Raw genomic sequence first — 20,932 nt, forward strand, 5'->3', positions numbered from 1 at the left:
CTTAATATCCTCCTTCCAATTTCAGCAAATTCGGTCTTAAATGTGGTAGTACTTGTAATCTATCAATCTTAATGACATTGTCATTCACATACGCACATTCCATTTCTCTTGTTTTTTCAGATAAGGTATTTCCAACCTCTCTCTCAATAAAACGACTAATCCGAATTTGTGTCGGTTTCATAACGGATGCAGCAATGACCGCGTCATCCTTCCCATTATATCCAGCATGAGCTATTCCTTTTAACTGTCCCATAATATAGATGTTGCCGCCGGCGATTACCTTTCCACCTGGATTCACATCTCCAATTAATAATAAATCACCGGGCACCTCTAAAACTTGACCAGAGCGCACAATACTGGTTATCGATTTCAATTCATTTTGTTTTAGCCAGTTCTCCGCTTCTTTCTTTGTCACTAAATTACTATTAATCGATTGAACAGTTAGGTTTTGTTTTTCCTGAATGAGATGAACAATGGTTTCTTTTTGTTCATCTGTTACATATCTATTTCCAAGCTCTACTGTCACTTTTATGTCTCGATTTTCATTATGTAGACTGGAGCTCTCATTCAATTTATACTGTAATTCCTTTAGTAAATCCTCGTACGAACAATTATCATATAGATGCAAACCCAGCCCATTTTTTGTTCCTTTAATTGTTACTAGTTGCCTTTTTTTCATTTCAAGTTGTTCACCTCTGTAAGAAAAGCGTAAGCGTCTCTTTATCCTGCACGGACCTATGGACATAATACATCTATTTTATCAAACAATACTAATAGTCTATCGTTCCTTAGATATAAGACGCAAATGCTCGGATATCGTTATACTTATAAATCTCACTTTGCATAAAAAAGCGCAAACATCCTTATCAAATAAAGAAGGGTTATCGATTCTAAATAAGTATCATGCTGCCTATTAGATGATACTTGTCTCCTAATCGATCCAACAATTTCATTTGATAGATGGTTGGCACTTTAACTTAAAGCACTTACTGCTTTTCATAAATGCTGTTTCAACATGCAAAAATAATGTTTTACTTCTCCGTTCACTTTTTAAACAAGTGTCTTTCATCAACACTATGATATAAGAGTAAGGACTTTAGACCTTTATTTCTAATTCCTTTTTATATCATTCGACAAACGCTTTTAAAATTCCTTTTCGAGCTAAATATATTTCTTCTCAAAAAGAACAAAAGACAAATAGTCACTAATCAAATAAATTTCAGATTGTTGACAACTTAATGTCCAATCTGAAATTTATTATCATGCATTCTAACTATATCATTCTTTTAACTCTGCTGCATACTTCTCAAATAAACGTTTATAAGGATAAGCGACAATGATGATAAAAATAAGATTTAATCCTAAAGACGGCAGAAGCCGTAAATGAAGGAAACTCGCAAAATCAATCGTTGTCAAATTTATCACTTTTATCATTTGATACACAATCATTTCCAGTGCCGAAACAGCGAGTAAATTCATTACAGATACAACAACAATATTACTATGAAAAATTTTCATCAATTTATTAAAAATATAAATGATAAAAGGGAAAGTAAAAAAATAGATACCTAAAATTTCTGTATAAACAATATCAAAAAGCAGCCCAAAAACAAAGCCATATATGACACCAACATTTCTATTACCATAAACAGAAAAGAAAAGGATAGTAATGAGCAAAAAGTATGGGACGAAAATCCAATTTTTACCAAAAGGATCTGTAGGGAGCAACTCAAGAAAAACACTCTCAAAAATAAACATAAAGGAAATTAAACAGCCAATTAAAACTTTTCTCATTGGTCTTCCTCTTTAGGAGATAATGCTGCCCTGTCTACCACCATCACATGCTCAATATCATAGAAGTCCGCTGCCGGCTTAATATATACTTTTTTCTGCAGTCCATTTTCATCTGGCTCTACTTTATCTACTGTACCAATAGCTAACCCTTTTGGAAAGACCCCACCCATTCCTGAGGTTGTAACAAGCTGACCTTTTTTCACTTTCAACCCATTAGGAGCTTCTTCCCAAGTCATAATTAATTGCTTTGTTTCTTTATCATAATCAGCAATAATCCCAAAAACTTCGGATTTTTCTTTCTTCTTTTTATCATCCTCTTTTGACTGAATAAAAGCAGAAATGCGATTAGCTGGATCTTCAGAACTAAGCAGCTGTACAGTTGCAGTATTAGGTGCTACTGACTTTATTTTCCCTATTAATCCAGCAGAAGTGATAACAGCCATATTTTTCTCTACGCCGTCATTTTCTCCTCGATTGATGGTAACTAGTTCTGTCCATTGAGAAGGATTTCTCCGAATTACCGTTGCTTTCATAATTGTATAGTCACTTAATGACTCTTTTTCTTCCAACGTTTCCTGTAATGACTGTACATCTTTTTTGAGACCTTGAACCTGATATTTAAGCTGAGCATTTTCCTCTAGCTTTGCCTTTAATTCTTTATTCTCTTTATATGTATCTTGCAAGGATTGGACATTATCAACAAAACCCACCACATATTGGGCAGGTCTAGATACAAGGGTTTGAACCCAGCCGGTAGTGTCCTTTACGAATTGTTCCGGCCAGGTTAGTTTATTTCGATTACTTAATGAAAACCCTATTAATGCCACGAGAATAATGATGCTAACAAGCAAAATAATCAAGCGTTTATTCATAAAAAACTGTGGCATGCTTCTACACCTCTACTAAAATTATCGTGAATCTTTTGCTTTATTTTTGAATAAATGAATATGGTCTAAAGCTTTACCAGTTCCGATAGCTACACAATCCAATGGATCTTCTGCTATAACAACAGGCATTTTTGTCTCTTCACTGATAACTTTATCAAGATTACGAAGCAATGCTCCACCACCTGTTAGAACAATTCCACGATCCATAATATCTGCAGCTAGTTCTGGAGGCGTTTTTTCTAATGTTACTTTGACTGCATCAACAATTGCAGCAACTGTATCTTTTAACGCTTTTGAAATTTCATCTGCAGTAATTTTGATTGTTTTTGGAAGACCAGTTAATAAGTCTCTTCCGCGAATATCCATGTTTTCAATTTGATCTGGATTTCCAGCACTGCCAATTTCCACTTTAATGCTTTCAGAAGTTCTTTCTCCAATCATCAAATTATACGTTTTACGAATATAATTAACAATTGCGTCATCCATCTCATCACCAGCAATCCGAATAGATTGACTAGTAACAATTCCACCAAGGGAAATAATAGCTACCTCTGTTGTACCACCACCGATATCAACAACCATACTACCAGTTGGCTCCCATACAGGAAGATTAGCACCAATAGCAGCAGCAAACGGCTCTTCAATCGTATAGGCATCTCTCGCACCAGCTTGACGTGTTGCATCAATTACCGCTCTTTCTTCTACAGCTGTAATGCCTGATGGTACACAAACCATTACATACGGTTTGCCAGAAAAATAGCCCTTATTCTTTGTTGCTTGCTTAATGTAGTATTTCATCATCGTTGCTGTTGTTTCATAATCTGCAATTACACCATCCTTCATCGGACGAAGTGCAACAACATTTCCTGGTGTTCTACCAATCATATTCTTCGCATCGTTACCAACCGCTACAATGCTCTTTGTATCAGTTTGTAGTGCGACAACTGACGGTTCTCTTAGTACTATTCCTTTGCCTTTTACATAAACTAGCGTATTCGCTGTTCCTAAATCAATTCCAAGATCTCTTGTTCCAAAACCTAACATAAATGTATCTCCCTTTCTGAAACTAATGCAATATTATAAAGTAGGTAGATGTTCTCCTCTTTGTAATTTCCTTTAATTGTTACTTATCTATATTTTGTCATGTTTAGACATAAATAGCCAAAAAATCATAAATTATATTATAGCTTATTTCTACAAAAAAGAACAGTATCATACATACCCTTTTTCTTTTAAGCTGATAAATTTATTTTCCCCAATTATGATATGATCTAGCAGATCAATCCCAATTATTTTTCCGCATTCCACTAATCTTTTTGTCACTTCAATATCCTCTCTGCTGGGGGAAGGGTCTTATCAATAGTAAACGTCAAAAAAACGGATAATATCAGCACCCCTACTTCGAAGACATATATTTAAAGAAAAAATATCATCTAGTTTTGATTTTCGTACCAGGCTAATTTAGGTCTAGATTTAGGGTATCCATTTTGTTGTCGATACACCTTTCTTTCATTTGTAAAATTAAACCATTGTTTTTCGCTATCAGGATGATTGGCATAATGAATAATGCATATGATTTGGTCTTCTACACATGGATCTGTCCAACACCCCATCTTTAGTTCTAAACAATTAACTACTTCCGCCCATTGTTTATCCTTTAACTGTTCTAAACTGTGATAGCCAAGGTGATGAACAATTTTATAAGCCAATTCGTATCCAATTGAAGGGATTTGCTGAAATGTTGCTAACCCTTTTAGAATCTCTGCCCGATCTTTTGAAACATTTAAAATGTTTATAATATCTTGCACCTCAAATTTGTGAATATCACTTTTTTTAATTTTCCACTTTCTAAGGAGGCTTTTTTCCTCTTGTGTTAGAGGCAACTTGGGGCTTTTTGAAATTGACATTTACATTGTCCTCCCGATTAACCTAACGGTTTCTCCATATCTAACATTGATTTAAAGCCAAGACTTTCATATATTTTTCTTGCACTAGAACTAGACCATAATCTAGCTCGCTTTGCCCCATTGTCTTTTAGCCATAAACACACTTCATCTACCAGTTTATAAGCTAAACCTTTATTCCTATGTTGCTTTAATGTATAGACAGCGATTATCCAACCAAATGGAGTTTGCTCTTCACTTAAAGGAAAGAAATACTCTTTTCTAATAAGGCCACCTGCACAAGCTACGATTTCTTTTTTTTCATTTTCTGCTATCTTAAACATAAGGTTTCCTTTTTCACTTTCCTCAAAAAATAAACGTTCAACTTTATTAACCTTCTGGGAGTTAGGCAAAGGTATGCCATCTATTTCACCCATTTCACATGCCATTCTAAACCAATATTCTGCTATTAACGGAAGTTCATTTTTAGTGGCCCAGCGTGTTTCATACATCTGTAATTCTCCCATCCCCACAATTTTATTTAATTCTCACTATCTATTTAGAATAAAGTTCACCATATAATTTTTGAACTTGGATTTTCAAATGAGAATTTTCCTCTTCAAGTTCCCTTACACGTTCTTTTAATGTCTTAATTAAAACTTCCTCGGAACGTAAACTTTTTTTACTTTGCTTAGAGGGTTTTATTAAGCTGATTTGTTGACGATTTCGAAGATCTTCAATTCGCTTTCTAATGTTATACTCTTTATAAAGCCAAGATTTAGAAACATTTGCTTCTAATGCAACAGTATTAAAGTTTATCGTTTTACCTTCTAAAGACATTTTTGAAATTACCTTCTCAACGTTTCCCCTGGTTCTATCGCTCTTTTCCTTTGCTAACTGAACAATTTTATCAGTGTTACGTAATTGCTTGGCCATTTAGTCTTCCTCCTTTAGAGTGCCTATTATCTGTTCTAATCGCTCTTGAACACGAGTGTTAGTTTCGATTTGTCGCTGCCACTGTCTCTCTTTTGCGATTGACAATAACTCCTTTGTATGGGCTAAATGTTCTTCATGTTGAACTAAGAACTTTTTACTTGTACAAAAGTGTGTGCAGTCTAAACAAGCGTTGGCATGAGGACAAGGACCTGCAATAACCGGAAGTCTACAGTAGCCATTAGGTAATACTTGAGCGTTAATATTCTTCTTAAACCACTGTAAATCTGTTTCATTTGCTTCATTGAACTCTTGAACCTCGATAATACTTCCTTGATTAGTCACGAGTGTTTCTTGGAATTTCGAAAACTCCGACTTTAGAGTTTCGTCAAAAATATGGGCATATCTACTTGTCATTTCAGGACTTTCATGTCCTAAAAATTTTTGAACAATATGTTGAGGTACACCATTATTAATCATTCTAGTCCCTACGGTATGCCTAAAGGCATGGGCATGGAATCTAAATATATTTCCTGACTTGTCAACGATATTTTTTTCGTAAGCCAATACATTTAATTCTCTCCTGAAAGTCTCCTGCTTTAAAGGAGAACCATCCTTCCGAGGGAATAAGTATTCACACTCACTTCCAAATTCGTCTGAAATATGTTTTTCTTGTACCTTTATGAGTGAAGCTACTTCTCTTGAAACAGGGATAATATGTTCCTTTTTCATTTTCCACTGGTAATACTTTAAGAAGTAATCTCCTTCTTTGTCTTCTAGTAGACATCCCTTTTTTAAAGTACAAAGCTCACTGATCCTCATTCCACACTCTTGAATAATCATGACCATTGTTGCTATATAAGCTGGTAATTCGTCCAAATGGCTGTTCAATTGCTCCAACACATATTCATCAATAAAACGAGGTTTTGCTTTCGGAACCTTTGGATAATCCTCCTGAAAAATCAGAATCTTAGACGGAGTATCCTGCCATTCATACCTCTGAATAGTAGTGAAAAATAGATCCAATGTTGATATTTTTCCCATTAAAGTACTTGGGCTATATCCTGTTTGATTTAATGCATTTAAATAATCTTCTATTACCTCTCTAGTGAGTTGGTTTAGTCTAGTAATATGCTCGTAATTCGCGTCCAAGAAAGTAAAGAAATCCTTGAGTCTACCTGCAATATCATTGACATGAGCGAAGCTTGAAGTATTTAGTTTCAGTTTGCAGTACCGTTTCGTTAACTCTCTAAAATATGGATTGGAAATTCCTTTGAAAGAAACGAGATACTCATATTGAGTAGGATTTACCTTGTCAGCTGGAAGGTTCAGCTTGCGTCTATCCCAAACGTCCTTCTCCAGTTCATCACCATCAAAATAACAGTCCTCATAAAACTCCATGAATTGTTTCAAATTGGTTACGTAATATGAGTTAGCTTGTACTGCAATCTTTTCTTGATCGCCATTTAATTTATAGTTAGTCGTCGTTATTCTGACCCCTTGCTGCACTAAATATGTCCTGTACTCAGTCATAGCTTTTTCAATAGGAACTTCCGTTATAGAGTTGATATTAGGATATTTTAGATTTAAGAATCCCAACATTCGATTTATAACGGTTCCCTTTCTTATCCAAACGGTTTTTGCGTTCCACACTCCACTTGTTAAGTGATAATAAAAGAAGTATTTTAATTCAGTTCTTAGCCAAATGTTTTCTACACGATCAAAATTAACCCAGCGATTTCGCAAAGAAGGATTCTTAGCTAATTCAATCGCTGAAGGATGTGGGCATTTTCGAATATCCCATCTATCGTCAGCCCAATAGTCCACTAATTCACTATTCATTTCTGCAATCTTTTTACTAATAGCTACAGGACTTAAAATCTTTCTTTCTGAGGTAGTAATCATCTCTTCTGTTCTCTCCCTTCAAGATACTTTTTAAATTCCTTTTTCATATCTTGATCTGAGAGATGAACATATGTATTTAATGTAGTCTGGACATGGGCATGACCTAATCTTTTTTGAACATACGTTACATCCCAGCCGTTTCTAATTAATTCAGTCGCATGAGTGTGACGTAACATATGTGGTGTAAAGGAAATACCTGTCCTCTTATTTAATCGCCTAATAAGGTCAAGTACACTTTGGTACTTCAATGGTTGCCCAAAATGGGTTTCCTTTAACGTGATGAAAACATAGTCATGATCTATTTCCTCACAATACTCATGGACAAGGTAATCAGTATAAAGAGCCATCAATTCTTTACTTACATGGATAACTCTTTCTTTTCTTAGCTTTATATATGCTCCATTTAGACTTTCTTCTCTAGGGGTTATGTTAATCTGGTTATCCCATGTCGCAATGTCCTCCAATCGAAGTGATAGTACCTCCCCAATTCGAAGACCACCCTCATACATAAGCATGATAATTAACTTGTCTCGAAAGGTATGGCAAGCTTCTGTGATTCTCTTTACTTCCGAGTACTCTAAAGTCCTAAGCCTTTTCTTCTTAACTCTTAATTTCAAAATATTCTTCTTAAAAGGTTTTCCTTTACTGATATGGTGGAGGAAACCTTTAAAGTTTTTTCCCCTTGCTTCCTTGAATATATTGATTGTCTTAATTTCACCTGAACGACTCAAGTATTCTAAAAAGCTTATTGCTGCATTTAGAATGGCATTAACTGTGGATTCCTCTCGCTTAGCTTCCTTTGGATGGATATCAATGACGTTTAAATTACCTGTAGGATTTCTTAACCAGCCAACAAAACTAGCTAATTCCTCAAAGTTAATATCCTGCAATGTAATTTTTCTCTGTGCCATAAATACATAGAAATGTTTTAGATGATAACAGTATGTTTTAACAGTATTAGGAGACTTTCCGGTACTATCTAAATATTTGATAAACTTCATAACTGGCTTAACTATCTCATATTGATCATCTAGTAATAAAAAAAGTGGATAATCTTTTCTGTCCACAATTATCTTTTGTACTCTCATTTCTTCTCCCCACTTTGAACACTTTATCTACTTTATATTTTCACTATAAATAATAAGTACTCAAAGTAGGATATCACATAGCATCATGCTCCTTAAATACTTTAAGTACTAAAGATTATGATACTATGCTTAACGGATCGCCGGATGGATGATTGTGGAGACAAATGATAGAAGCTGCAGATCTTCTAAATGCTTCTTTGTATACTTCTCTTGGGTGGACGATACTAGCATTTAAACTACCAATAAAAACGACTTGCTTATGCATAACTTGATTCTTGGTGTTTAAATATAAACAGACGAAATGCTCCTGAGTTAGAAATCTCATTTCATTCATCATATATTTGGCAGCATCCTCTGGTGACCGAATACAATATCGATCGGTAAATTCTAAATTGGAAACGCGCCGCCCCAATTCAATTGCTGCCATCAATTGAATTGCTTTTGCCGTTCCAATTCCTTTCATTTCTTTTAACTCATCAAGACTTGCATCCTTCAACAAGCGAAGCCCATCAAAATGGACTAAAAGTTTGTTCGCTAATGTTAATACGGATTCATTTTTGGAACCTGTTTGAATCAAGAGAGCAAGCAGCTCATGATTTGCTAAACTTTCTGGTCCCTGTTTCACAAAACGTTCTCTTGGTCGTTCATCATTCGGAAAATCTCTTATTAATAGCGAATCCATTCTTTCTAAGTTCCTCCCTATCATTGGTTTTTGGGAAGAAAAGAATAAGGGACCTTTGATTTATTTAGGCATATTGAAGCCTTTCGCCTTCAATTCGCGTACCGTTCGAGAAATCGGAAGACCGACTACGGTGAAATAATCTCCTTTTATTTCTTTTACGAGCGTTCTGCCTACTCCTTGAATTCCATACGCACCTGCTTTATCAAATGGTTCCCCGGTGTCTAAGTAATCGTGTATTTCATCATCTGTTAATTCCCAAAATAACACGTCTGTTTTTTCATAAAAAGTGGAACATATTCCATTTGCCATAATGGCGACACCAGTGTAGACAGAATGCGTTTTGCCAGAAAGTTCCCTTAACATGCGAAACGCCTCTTCAGGCGAAGCAGGCTTGCCTAATATCGCACCATTAAGATATACTACCGTATCAGCACCTAATATAAATGGATACTGTTCATCGGCATAAATTGCTTCAACCTTTCGTCTCGCTAATTCCATGACAATTTCATTAGGAGAAATAGAAGGATTGAAACTTTCATCTACATTACTACTGGATATTACAAATGGTATTTGGAGTTCTTCAAGGAGCTCTTTTCGTCGAGGAGAAGAAGAGGCCAATATGAGGGTTTGCTTTAACATGATAACACCTACCTACTATTTCAAATTGTGAGATACAGATTAATCCTATCAAAGAATTCGCCGATACACAATTTTGAAACGGAAATTTTTATATAATAGTAAATAAAATGTAATATGACGAAATTTGTAGAAATATTTATACAATTAATATAAAAGATATTTTTTGCCTTTTAAGTTGTATTTAGACAGATAATCTTTGCTCTAGTTAATAGTTCGAAGCTGTATGGGTGTGGTAGCATTCCCCCATAAACTCCTCTACAAAAAGAAAGGAGCCACCGCTTAATAGACGATGTGCTCCCCTACTCCCTTATAGTGAGACATATACAGCTAAGTAGTCTAGCAATTTCTGGTGAATTTCCGCTATTTCGTTCTCGCTGCTCTTTTCTTTTAATTTTATGGTAAGCTCACCACCTTCGGAAAGATAGGCTGCCATTTTTTTAACTTTTTCATTGGCCAACTTGGCTGTTTTTTTCTCTTCTACAAGAGAGAGTGCCTTCTCTAACTTATTTTTATCCTCCGTTGCAATAGAGTGATTAAATTGAACACTTGTTACCATTTCCAGAATGGCAGAATAGATAGCGGACGATCCTTCAATAACCTCCTTCTCTTCTTTCGATACATTTTTCACTTCATTTCCACTAAATACCATCTCTTTTGCATAAGTATCTTTTACTTGTTTCTGCCATGCTTTCGCATCCTCCAAATTACTCACAACACCAACTAGTAGAAACTGCTGCTTATCTATGGGAAGAATTTGACTCTTCTTCCCTGCATCTGTCAGCTTCTGCTGCTCGCTTTTCGCACGCTCTTCATTAGAGAAAACTCCCTTTTGAAGGACATATGTAGTAATATCCGGTTTGGTTGCACTTTCTGTTATCGACACGGCTTGTCCACCTTTAGTTGTATTGGAAGAATCATTGGCCGAAGCTGTTATTTTTCCATTTGTAGTGCTGCTTTGATCATTGTTTACCATGTTTAATAAAATAAATCCAAAGCTAGTGCCTAAGATGACAGCAAAAAAAACAGCAAAGAAAATAGAGGCAATTACTTCCTTTGGCAACCGCTTTTTCTTTCCCTCTTTCTCCTTTTTGCCTTTTGTTAATGGCTGCTTGTCCTTTTTATTTACAGACGATTGAAAGCTAAACATACTTTTTTCTTTATTTTTTGCTGGAATTTCCTCTGGTGCGGGCAAAATCCAATCAAAACTTTCCTCAAATTCAGCTTCTTGTCCAGCCGCAGACTCTTCTCTAATAATATCCTGTTTTTTCCCTTCGCTCTTTTGGTCCTTATAAAAAACAGAAGGTTCACTCCGCTCTACTGTGTCCTCATTGTCCTTATTTTGGAATGGACGGTCTTTTCCGTTGATCTTAATCGTTATCGTTTTGCGATTCTCCGGTTTTTCATTCACTCGTCCTACCCCCATTTCCATTTATTTCGTTTATCCTATCATACAAGCAAAAAAAAATAACAAGACTTTTGTCGTCTTGTTATAGAATGATTTCGTCAAATTCAGTTGTTGTTAGACACAATCTGACTTGGAGAAAGATCCTTATATTGTATTGCTTGGTCTACTCCCTCTTCTTCTGTACAAAGCTTTCGATGTTCCCCTTTTAAACAAACAGCAATCGCTATGTTATTTTGAAGGGTTACATAGCTTTTATCTGATGGAACTAACTCTCGGTCTGTATCTGGATCATTAAACGTTCCCATATACCCATTTTCAACAAGTTCAAAGTAAGTGATTCTTTCCTTTGCACCTGCTCCACTAGTTGTCGCTTCTTTAATATAAAAATCAGCAGCTTCCTTCATATTCCATGCGTTTGCGATAAAAGCTCGATCGCGCATTTCTCCTATTACTTTTAAGACAGAGGGAATCGCTATTGCGGCTATTATTCCGAGTACGACAATTACAGCAAGCAATTCCATTAAGGTAAATCCCTTATTATTTAGTCTAGTTATTAGCATCGCTAGACCCACCTTCTTTTTTCACTTCCTCTATTGATCTTTACTATTTTCTAATGTTCCAGTATCAAAAGGGTTCTTTCGTTCAGATACCTTTGGTGTATCCAATTGTGGAAGATCCTCTATTAAATCATTTAATGTAGGATAATAATATACAGACACCGTTAGTTCAAAATCTATTTGTTGATCACTTTCTTCAACGGCGATGATTTCTTTTGGTCCAGTAATATTTAAAGAATCAACGGTCATAATACGCTGAGAGGATTCTATTTTTTCTAAAAATTTTTCTAGTTCAAAATAAGTAGATGCTTCTCCTAGCATATTGATTGTTGTTTGATGGATTCCATTTGGGAGGACGATTTCTTCTGTATTTTTCTTTTCATCTGCTTCCCTATTTTCTTCCTTATTTGCATCATCGATTGCATTATCTGCTGTAGTAACTTCTCCATTTGCAACCTCTTCATCAGCGTTGGATCCATTCACACTTATTTCTAATATATTCGTATCAGAAATAATTTCTGCTTTTTCTATTTCAAGGAGTGCCTGTTCCAATAACCGTTTAACCGGTATCTTTTTCTGCAACTCGATAGTATTCGAACTTGTTTCTGAACCAGTCGACTTTAGTTTGGATTGCAAAATATCCGCTTGCTGCTCGGTCATTTGCAGCTCCATTTTTTTCATGTTCAGCTCATTGGTTAAAGGCATTAAATAGCAATAATAACTATATATCGCTCCTAAGGCTAGGAGAATAATGCTAAATGCAAACCATACCATTTGCTTATGATCGCTTAATCTCATGGGGAATCCTCCCCTTTTTCATTTTCGTCTTTTTGCTTTTCGGTTTCATCTCGCAGCTTTGCTTTATTTAGGACAAATTCGTAACTTGCAAAATAGCGAGGTTCCACTTCTGATTGCTTTAAATTATCAATCACTTGATCTACTTGATCGCTAATTTTATTTTCAAGTGCATCGGTTGATTTTCCTTCCGTTAAAAGCGCATCGTCTATCCAGCTAATTTCAAGCAAAGAATTTAAATAATAGGCTGCATCACTTTTAGTATCAAACTGGACAATCATGTTTGTCTTATAATCATCAGATACCTTTAATTCCTGAATAAAGCCTCTTTCCGGCAAATTCTTTGTTAATTCCTGCAGAAATAGAACATAATCCACTGATTGATTATTCGCCCACTTGATTGCTGATTCAAGGCTTTGGACAGACTCTGAACTTTTGTAGCTCTCTAACCTCTGATTGTATGTATCAACCAGATTGGTTGTCATTTTTAACGAATTTTCTGTTGCCGCTAATTCAGCTTTTTTAGTCATATACTGCCAGATAAATAAGCCTATTAATAAAAAAGTAATCAAGAAAGCTAGGATCACCCAAAGCAATTGCGACTTTCTCTTTCGTTCTTTTTTAGGAAGGAGGTTAATTTCTACTAACATTTTTACACCTCTTTTAATCCTAAACCAATGTTTAAAAGGAAACTTGATGGTATAGGCTTATTAGAATCTGATTGGTTCACTTTTAATTCAAGAACAGGAATCTCAAAACGATTCACCATATTTTCAATAATGGCAGAAAGCCATGGATGATCTCCTGTTACTACTAATTTTGTTACTAGTTTGTCGCCCTTATTTAAAGTATATCGATAGAAGCTCATCACTTTTTCTAATTCTTTATAAACATCCTCAAGACCATTCCAAACTTCAGCATGATCACCTGTAAATGTCAGCTTTTCTTGCTGTGATGACTTCTCTGTCGTAACGGTCCAGTGGTCTTCCTCCATTTCTTGTAATAAATGTCTCATCAATAAAGGATAATGTTCTTCAAAAATACTTGCGTTCACTGTTTTAATATCAATTTCAACTAACATGATAATATCATTGTCTTCGACTTTTTCAGAGCGATAGAAATAGCGATACAGAGCTAATGCGGATACATCTGCAGATTGCGGCGATAATTTCGCCTCTTCTAGTAAATCTGCATATTGGGCAACACTTTCTTCTGGTGAAGCAAATAATATAATTTGCTGCTTATTCTTTTCTTTTCCTTTCAATAGATAATAATCAAATACAGGATCCTCGAATGGCAAATGAATCGATGTTCCGAGTTCCATATACAAGTACCCTTTAATTTCATCTTCGCTTACATCTTCAGGAATAGGGAGCTTTCGAATGACAACAGAGGAGTCAGGAACTAGAAAACGAACTTGTTTTTTTGATAGTTTCCATTCATCCACACATTCTTCTAGAATCCATAAAAAATTCTCGACATCCTGAATCACTCCATCATGAATTAATCCAGGCGGCAAATAGCGTTCTCCAAAATTTTGCACTACAACATCTTGGGAATTCTTTATTTCCACAAATCGAATTACATGATCCTTTATGGTTAAGTTAACTACTTTATTTTTTCCAAAATTAAAATTTAATGCCATATTGAAAACTCCTTATTGTTACTAGATGGAGGAAGAAAGATTGCTCCCCAAAAAAGGCATCAGCCATTTAAAGAAAAATACTTAAATACCATTGAATAATTTGATTACCAAAATAATAGGTTATTAGAGTTCCTAAGGCTATGTACGGACCGAAAGGAATTGGTTGTTTCTTTTTTGATTTACCAATAGCCATTCCGACAATGCCTCCAATTGTCCCCAGAAAGGTAGAAAGAAAAAAGGAGACAAGAACTAGCTTAGCCCCTAAAACCAAGCCAATTACTGCAAAAAGCTTAATATCTCCTCCCCCCATTCCTCCTTTTGATACAATCGCAATAACTAGAAGAAGCGTAAAACCAACCGCTGCCCCCAGCAAGGAACTCCACCATGGATGCAAAGGGAGAAAGAATCGTTCGATTATAAAAACAATCGAAAAAAACAGCAGTACTTTATCTGGGATAATCATATATTTCAAATCAGAAACAGTAATAATGATAAATAAAGAAATCAGTGTCCAGGATACAAACAGCTCAGAACTCCAGCCAAGCAGAAGCGGACTAACGACAAAGAGAAGACCAGTCAAAAGCTCGAATATAGGATAGAAGGGGGAAATCGATGCTTTACAGCATTTTGATTTCCCCCTTAATAATACATAGCTTAAAACTGGTACAAGTTCCATCACTGATAACATGCGCCCGCAGCTTGAACAATGAGATCTCGGCCTAACAATCGATTCATTTAATGGCACCCTTAAACCTACTACGTTATAGAATGAGCCAAGGGTTATGCCGTATAGGAAGATTAGTAGGTAGATCATGATATAAACTCCTATCTTTTAGAAAAATACATCAACTACCTGTGGTGCTAGGTATTGTTTTTTGCCCTTTTTTTGATTTATTAATTTGGTCAATTGTAGCATTGGTAAATGTGATATTTATTTTTCCTGCCTCAACATTAGTAGCGTTCAAACCAAAAGTTGTCCCGCCTTCTCCTACAGTAACAGTATAATCACCAAATTTATCCAAATTCACACCACTAACATAACTTGAGAGCTCCTCATCAGTAATAGTACCGCCTTTTGCCATATCATTACCCGCAACATAGTTTTTAGCTGCATTAAGGATTGTAATCGCATCAGCCTTAACCGCATCTTCTTTTGATTTTTGAATTATTCCTGAAATACTAGGAATCGCAATCGCTGCAATAATCCCCAAAATAACAATAACTGCTAATAACTCGATAAGTGTTAACCCTTTTTCATTTTTGATTCGTTGCTTAATTAATTGACGCATATATCTTTCTCCTTAAAATTGGTATATTTTGTTTTAAATCCATTACTATTATACTAGATTATGTGTTTTTATTATATCTTTTTTTAATAGAATCGGCTAAAAATTATTGGACATGGTTAAAAATCTCAAACATTGGTATTAGGATAGATGACACGATTGTCCCAACAATGCTTGCAAGAAAAACAATCATAATAGGTTCAATCAAGGACTTTAGTCGATCAGTTGCTGTATCGACTTCTTTTTCATAGAAGTCAGCTACCTTTGCAAGCATTTCATCTAATGATCCTGTTTCTTCCCCTATTGCTATCATCTGCGTCACAAGTGGCGGAAACACCCAATGGGCTTTCATTGGCACAGTTAATGACTGACCTTGTTCAAGCGCACCTCTTGATTGAACAAGGACTTTGGCCATTACTTCATTTTCAATAACTCTTTCGACTATCGAAATAGCCTGTAAAATGGGAACAGAGCTTGAAAATAGTGAACTAAGTGTGCGTGTCATTCTCGCAATCGCTGCTTTCTGCAGAATTTTTCCGAAAATCGGCACTCTTAATAGAAAATAATCGAGATAAAACTTCGCTGCTTTATTATTTCGTATAACCATGATAGCAATAATAAATGCAATCAACAGCAAAGATACAAGCCACCAAAATTTTTGCATAAAGCTGCTTGCCGATAGAACAAATTGTGTAATGGCGGGTAACTCACTATCAAAATCAGCAAACATATCCACAAACGTTGGTACAACACTCACCAATAAAAATATAACAACTATAAAAGCAATAATCGCAATCGCTATAGGATAAGTTAGGGCTGAAATAATTTTTTGCTTTGTGTAATGTTGTTTTTCAAAATGATTAGCTAATCTTTCTAAAGTCTCATCCATACTCCCTGTAGCTTCTCCAGCACGAATCATATTTACAAACATACTGGAGAAAACCTTTCTATGCTTCGCTGCTGCTGAAGATAAAGGATTCCCATCCTTTAAATCTTGTTCTACCACTAGTAAAGCCTTACGCAATGCCTTACTTTCTGTTTGCTCAGCAAGTATCGCAGTTGCATCCACTACTGATATCCCTGCTTTTATCAGGGTAGCGAACTGGCGTAAATAAATGACAAAGTCTTGTAGCTTTACAGGACTGCCAAATGTGATTTCCTTTGTTAAAAGAGTTTCAGGAACTTCATTTATTTCTGTTATCTTAATCCCTTTCTCTTTTAACTGCACCATCGCTTCTCTTTTGGATGAAGCTGTTACTATCCCTTTTTTTGTTCCTTTTCGGTCTCTTCCCGTATATTTATAGCGAGCCATATTTATTGCTCCTTTTCTTGTAGATAAGGAAGTGCAGCCTCTCTTAAAACAGCACCAGCATGAACTAATTCTTTTACATTGCTTTCCAATGTATGCATTCCAGCTGCTTTGGAGGTTTGCATAATATTTAAAATCTGATGGATTTTTTCATTACGAATCAAATTGGCTACAGCTGAATTGTTCACAAGAATCTCTGTTGCTGAAACCCTTCCCGATTTATCTGGGGTTGGGAATAGTCGTTGGGCTACAATGCCTACTAAAACAGAAGCCAGCTGGATTCGAATTTGATCCTGCTGTGCGGGCGGAAAAACGTCAATAATTCGGTTAATGGTTGCTGGAGCGCTTGATGTATGTAGTGTTCCTAGTACTAAATGACCTGTTTCCGCTGCTGTAATGGCTGTTTGAATTGTTTCTAAATCACGCATTTCCCCAACAAGAATCACATCCGGATCTTGGCGCAAAGATGCTCGCAAGCCATTAGCAAAATTATTGGTATCAAATCCAACCTCCCGCTGATCAATAATACACTTTCCATGCTTATGCAAATACTCAATCGGATCCTCCAATGTGATAATATGCTTGCGCATAGTTTCGTTCATATAGGCAATCATCGCCGCTAAGGTCGTTGACTTGCCACTGCCTGTTGGTCCTGTAATTAAAATAAGACCCTGAGGCCTTTCAGCAAATTTCTTTATAATAGCAGGAAGCTTTAAATCATCTAGACTAGGGATCGATGTTGGTACAACTCGAATAGCTAATGCAATGCATGCTCTTTGCTTATATACATTAACCCTAAATCTGGATACTCCTTTTAAACTGTATGAGAAATCAAGTTCACCACGAGCTTGGAATACTTCCCATAACTTCTCAGGAATCATTGTTCTTGCCATTATCTCAGTATCATTTGGTTCTAAATTATTTTTCCCATACCGCTTTAAATCTCCATTTATTCTCATAACAGGAGGAACACCAACTGTAAGATGAATATCAGAAGCTTTTAATTCAAAGCCTACTCTCAATAAGTAATCAATACTATGGTTCAATAATGTCCCTCCTAATCAGGGATAGCTACTCTTAATACTTCTTCTGTAGTCGTAATTCCTTGCTTCACCTTTAATAATCCATCATCAATTAGGAAGATAGTTTTTGCTTTCATTGCAAGATCTCGTAATCTAGAAAAAGATTCACCATTCATAATGACTTTTCTCATTTCATCATTGATAACTAGCACTTCATGAATAGCTACCCTTCCTTTATAACCCGTCATATTACAGGAAGCACACCCTTTTCCTCTAACAACTTTATCGATTGTTAGCCCCCGTTTTGCGAAGATTTCTTTTTCTCTTACTGTTGCAGCATGAACTTGTCCACAGTCTCTACAAACTTTACGAACAAGACGCTGCGCTACAATTCCTGTTACAGATGAAGCCACTAAAAATGGTTCTACGCCCATGTCTAACAATCTTGTAACAGAGCCTAGTGAATCATTTGTATGCAAGGTGCTAAAAACAAGGTGACCAGTTAAAGAAGCACGCACGGCTATCTCTGCTGTTTCTTTATCTCGTATCTCACCAACCATAATTACATTAGGATCCTGACGCAATATTGCTCGTAATCCTTTTGCAAATGTCATCCCTACATTCGTATTTACCTGAATTTGGTTAATTCCTTCTAATTGATACTCTACCGGATCTTCTACTGTAATAATATTGACTTCTTCACTGTTTAAACGGTTTAGTGCTGCATAGAGTGTGGAGGATTTACCAGATCCTGTAGGACCTGTAATAAGTATGATCCCGGTTGGTTTCTCAATAAGATTTGTAAATCTAGCCAAATTTACTTTATTAAAACCAAGTTTATCTAAATCATTTAGTGTACTTCCAAGATCCAAAATCCGCATAACTATCTTTTCTCCATAAATAGTCGGAAGTGTAGAAACACGGAGATCAATGGGATGAAAGTCCAAATTAAACTTCATTCTTCCATCCTGCGGGATGCGGTGCTCTGTAATATCCAAGTTTGCCATAATTTTCAACCGTGCTATCAATACACTCTGCATATGTTTTGGCAAAACTCTTTCTATACGCAATACGCCATCAATCCGATAACGGATTACCACTTTTGTTTCTTGAGGGTCCACATGAATATCGCTTGCCTTTAGGGCCGCAGCATTCGATAATATCTGATTTACTAAGCGGACAATCGGCGTATCTTGTTGTTCATCCATACTATCGCTCACATCTTCGCCAACTGCTCCATTATCAGACAGCAACTCTTCAAACCCTTCGTCCATATCATAATATTTATTGATTGCACGCAAAATATCATCTTTTGTCGCAATAGCTGTCTCAATTTGAAAACCAGTAGATAAGCGCAAATCATCTATTGTATAAAAATCCATTGGATCAGCCATTGCCACATATAACTTTTCTCCTTCTTTTTTTAGCGGAATAATTAATTGTCTTTTCGCTGTTTCCTTTGAAACGATCGTAAATAACTTTGGGTCAAAAGGGTAGCGATACAAACTAACATGTGGAATACCTAATTGAAATTCTAATACCTCGATCAATTGTTGTTCTGTAATATAACCCTTTTGAAGCAGACTATCTCCAAGCCTTTGATCTGGATGCTTGTCTTTAAGTGCTTGCTGCAATTGATCTTCTGTCAACAAGCCAGCCTCCACCAACAAATCTCCTAACCGCTTTCTTATTTGTTTCATTGCTTTAGCTCCCGATTTCTATACTTATTATTTTTCTATTACTGCTTGTGGAGTCTCTTCCTTGTCCTCATCTTCTTTTACATGCTGATTATCCGATTCTGTCTGTGGAGGATTATCTGTCGTTGGATTATCGGTATCCGTCTCTTCCTCCTTGATGTTTTCTTCAGAATCAGAAGGATCATTTAAATCGAGTGAATCTTCGACATTATCTGTATCAATCACTGTTTCCTGTTCTTTTATTAATCCAGAAGCAACTACTTTATTGATTGGAGGATAAAAGTCTTCGCTCATTAAATCTTTTTTCACTTCTACTCCATCGTCATTTTTGGCTAAACGATAAACTTTAATTAAAAGCCCATCTGTTCCTTCTGAAACGGTCCTATATTCATTAAACCCTAATAAAGAATCAAATCGGATAACCGTTTTAGGCTTAAATGCTTGCTGATCGGAGAGAACGACATCATATTTAAATAAAAACGGAACTCCCACTATCGACGCATATAATTTATTGCCAGACATTTTGAATTGAAGCTGATAAGCAGCAGCATTAGGATTATAAAACCGGTAATCCATTTTTTTAGATTGATTGATTTTCGCTTCATAGCCTAATTGGGCATAGTTGGGCAATTGATTACTTATAAACCGCTCTGTAATAGTAAAGTTAGTTGTTAAAACTAGTTGATGAAGAGCTGTCGCAACCATACTTAATGTAGTATCCGAATAAGAATCTGTCTGTTTTCCCATTATATCTAGCAACGAGACCGTTTCTTCTTGACCCACTTTAATACTCGGAAATTGCTTTACCCATTTAGCGACATTTTTCTTATTTTCCTTAACTTCTAATGTAGTATCTGTTAAGATTACTTCTTCTTCCTTTTGGCTGACTAGATATTCTTGAAGCGCAAGTTCGTGATTTCCTTTGTCTAACTGGGAAGCTATCGCTATTAAAGAATCATTCCATTTATTCACAGAAAAAACATCTTCTTCTATGAGATAGGGAGATATCGAATAAAGTAATCCGATTAAATCATCTTGATTTAACGATACAATCAATGAATTGTCTGTGCCCTGATGTATCTTTTCTAAACTTTCTTGGAATTGGAATGTAAATAAATCAGTAGCAAAATCTACTGTTTTTTCTTTATATTTTAATTTTATGGAGGTTGATTGAAGCCATTCTTTTTGAGAATCCTTCAATACTTTTAAAGCTTCTTCTAGTGACATTCCAGAAATATCTACTCCACCTACAGTTGTTCCCTCCGCATAACCTTCCTTGGTCGAAAAAATCCTTTCATATGCATTTACACCAAAATGCGAAAAACTAAAAATAAATGCAGTTGTAACTACCATAGCTACAAATAGCTTTACACTTTGAACGTTTTTCATGAAGTAATGACTCCTT

At 35.7% G+C, this 20,932-nt stretch carries 21 protein-coding genes and 2 pseudogenes; all 23 read right to left on the bottom strand.

Annotated elements, in window-relative coordinates; translation table 11 throughout:
• Position 1: 1 nt before the first annotated feature.
• The 23 genes and pseudogenes from minC to NSQ89_RS14260 all read right to left on the bottom strand — a co-directional run bounded on the left by minC (position 2) and on the right by NSQ89_RS14260 (position 20,916).
• Positions 2-679 (bottom strand): septum site-determining protein MinC, encoded by a 678-nt coding sequence (gene minC, locus NSQ89_RS14150; RefSeq protein ID WP_047943601.1) that lies wholly within the window; start codon positions 677-679, stop codon positions 2-4.
• A 599-nt stretch (positions 680-1,278) separates the two neighbouring features.
• Entirely contained in the window at positions 1,279-1,794 is a 516-nt protein-coding gene (gene mreD, locus NSQ89_RS14155; protein WP_047943600.1) for a rod shape-determining protein MreD, read from the bottom strand.
• Positions 1,791-2,681 (bottom strand): rod shape-determining protein MreC, encoded by an 891-nt coding sequence (mreC, locus tag NSQ89_RS14160; protein ID WP_047943599.1) that lies wholly within the window; start codon positions 2,679-2,681, stop codon positions 1,791-1,793. The genes mreD and mreC overlap by 4 nt, the downstream gene beginning before the upstream one ends.
• Before the next feature lie 21 nt (positions 2,682-2,702).
• Positions 2,703-3,725 carry a rod shape-determining protein gene (locus NSQ89_RS14165; protein ID WP_047943598.1) on the bottom strand — a complete coding sequence of 341 codons (1,023 nt, stop codon included), beginning with the start codon at positions 3,723-3,725 and terminating at the stop codon, positions 2,703-2,705.
• 168 nt (positions 3,726-3,893) lie between these two features.
• Positions 3,894-4,034: pseudogene (locus tag NSQ89_RS14170) on the bottom strand (JAB domain-containing protein); the annotation flags it as partial.
• An 80-nt stretch (positions 4,035-4,114) separates the two neighbouring features.
• Positions 4,115-4,588, bottom strand: a complete 474-nt coding sequence (locus NSQ89_RS14175) for a helix-hairpin-helix domain-containing protein (RefSeq protein WP_341132794.1) — start codon at positions 4,586-4,588, stop codon at positions 4,115-4,117.
• A 17-nt stretch (positions 4,589-4,605) separates the two neighbouring features.
• The gene (locus NSQ89_RS14180; RefSeq protein ID WP_341132795.1) at positions 4,606-5,076 is read right to left on the bottom strand and encodes a GNAT family N-acetyltransferase; all 471 of its coding nucleotides are present in this window, start codon (positions 5,074-5,076) and stop codon (positions 4,606-4,608) included.
• A 43-nt stretch (positions 5,077-5,119) separates the two neighbouring features.
• Positions 5,120-5,500, bottom strand: coding sequence for a DUF6262 family protein (locus NSQ89_RS14185; protein WP_341132796.1), 381 nt, complete (start codon positions 5,498-5,500; stop codon positions 5,120-5,122).
• Entirely contained in the window at positions 5,501-7,402 is a 1,902-nt protein-coding gene (locus tag NSQ89_RS14190; protein WP_341132797.1) for a tyrosine-type recombinase/integrase, read from the bottom strand.
• A complete protein-coding gene (locus NSQ89_RS14195; RefSeq protein WP_341132798.1) occupies positions 7,399-8,490 on the bottom strand; it encodes a tyrosine-type recombinase/integrase in 1,092 nt (363 codons plus the stop codon). Before NSQ89_RS14195 ends, NSQ89_RS14190 begins: the two co-directional genes overlap by 4 nt.
• A gap of 133 nt (positions 8,491-8,623) precedes the next feature.
• A pseudogene (gene radC, locus NSQ89_RS14200) lies at positions 8,624-9,172 on the bottom strand (RadC family protein); the annotation flags it as partial.
• Between the two features lie 60 nt (positions 9,173-9,232).
• On the bottom strand, positions 9,233-9,811 hold the full coding sequence (locus tag NSQ89_RS14205) for a Maf family protein (protein ID WP_061801229.1): 579 nt from the start codon (positions 9,809-9,811) through the stop codon (positions 9,233-9,235).
• 307 nt (positions 9,812-10,118) lie between these two features.
• Positions 10,119-11,219: an SPOR domain-containing protein gene (locus NSQ89_RS14210; RefSeq protein ID WP_341132799.1), complete on the bottom strand. Its 1,101-nt coding sequence runs from the start codon at positions 11,217-11,219 to the stop codon at positions 10,119-10,121.
• Positions 11,220-11,320: 101 nt separating this feature from the next.
• Positions 11,321-11,776: a type II secretion system protein gene (locus tag NSQ89_RS14215; RefSeq protein WP_061801231.1), complete on the bottom strand. Its 456-nt coding sequence runs from the start codon at positions 11,774-11,776 to the stop codon at positions 11,321-11,323.
• Positions 11,777-11,806: 30 nt separating this feature from the next.
• Positions 11,807-12,571 (bottom strand): pilus assembly protein PilO, encoded by a 765-nt coding sequence (locus NSQ89_RS14220; protein ID WP_095258087.1) that lies wholly within the window; start codon positions 12,569-12,571, stop codon positions 11,807-11,809.
• Positions 12,568-13,218 (bottom strand): PilN domain-containing protein, encoded by a 651-nt coding sequence (locus NSQ89_RS14225; RefSeq protein ID WP_341132800.1) that lies wholly within the window; start codon positions 13,216-13,218, stop codon positions 12,568-12,570. The genes NSQ89_RS14220 and NSQ89_RS14225 overlap by 4 nt, the downstream gene beginning before the upstream one ends.
• Before the next feature lie 2 nt (positions 13,219-13,220).
• On the bottom strand, positions 13,221-14,213 hold the full coding sequence (gene pilM, locus NSQ89_RS14230) for a type IV pilus biogenesis protein PilM (RefSeq protein WP_047943592.1): 993 nt from the start codon (positions 14,211-14,213) through the stop codon (positions 13,221-13,223).
• Between the two features lie 67 nt (positions 14,214-14,280).
• Positions 14,281-15,027 carry a prepilin peptidase gene (locus NSQ89_RS14235; protein WP_047943591.1) on the bottom strand — a complete coding sequence of 249 codons (747 nt, stop codon included), beginning with the start codon at positions 15,025-15,027 and terminating at the stop codon, positions 14,281-14,283.
• 31 nt (positions 15,028-15,058) lie between these two features.
• On the bottom strand, positions 15,059-15,502 hold the full coding sequence (locus NSQ89_RS14240) for a prepilin-type N-terminal cleavage/methylation domain-containing protein (RefSeq protein WP_251687513.1): 444 nt from the start codon (positions 15,500-15,502) through the stop codon (positions 15,059-15,061).
• A gap of 103 nt (positions 15,503-15,605) precedes the next feature.
• Positions 15,606-16,811: a type II secretion system F family protein gene (locus NSQ89_RS14245; RefSeq protein WP_047943589.1), complete on the bottom strand. Its 1,206-nt coding sequence runs from the start codon at positions 16,809-16,811 to the stop codon at positions 15,606-15,608.
• A gap of 2 nt (positions 16,812-16,813) precedes the next feature.
• Entirely contained in the window at positions 16,814-17,854 is a 1,041-nt protein-coding gene (locus NSQ89_RS14250; RefSeq protein WP_095258083.1) for a type IV pilus twitching motility protein PilT, read from the bottom strand.
• 11 nt (positions 17,855-17,865) lie between these two features.
• Positions 17,866-19,530, bottom strand: coding sequence for a GspE/PulE family protein (locus NSQ89_RS14255; protein ID WP_095258082.1), 1,665 nt, complete (start codon positions 19,528-19,530; stop codon positions 17,866-17,868).
• Positions 19,531-19,557: 27 nt separating this feature from the next.
• Complete coding sequence (locus NSQ89_RS14260; RefSeq protein WP_172865360.1) at positions 19,558-20,916, bottom strand: VanW family protein; 1,359 nt, start codon at positions 20,914-20,916, stop codon at positions 19,558-19,560.
• Between the last annotated feature and the right edge of the window lie 16 nt (positions 20,917-20,932).

The organism is Niallia sp. FSL R7-0648 (assembly GCF_038007005.1).
GTDB classification, from domain to species: domain Bacteria; phylum Bacillota; class Bacilli; order Bacillales; family Cytobacillaceae; genus Niallia; species Niallia circulans.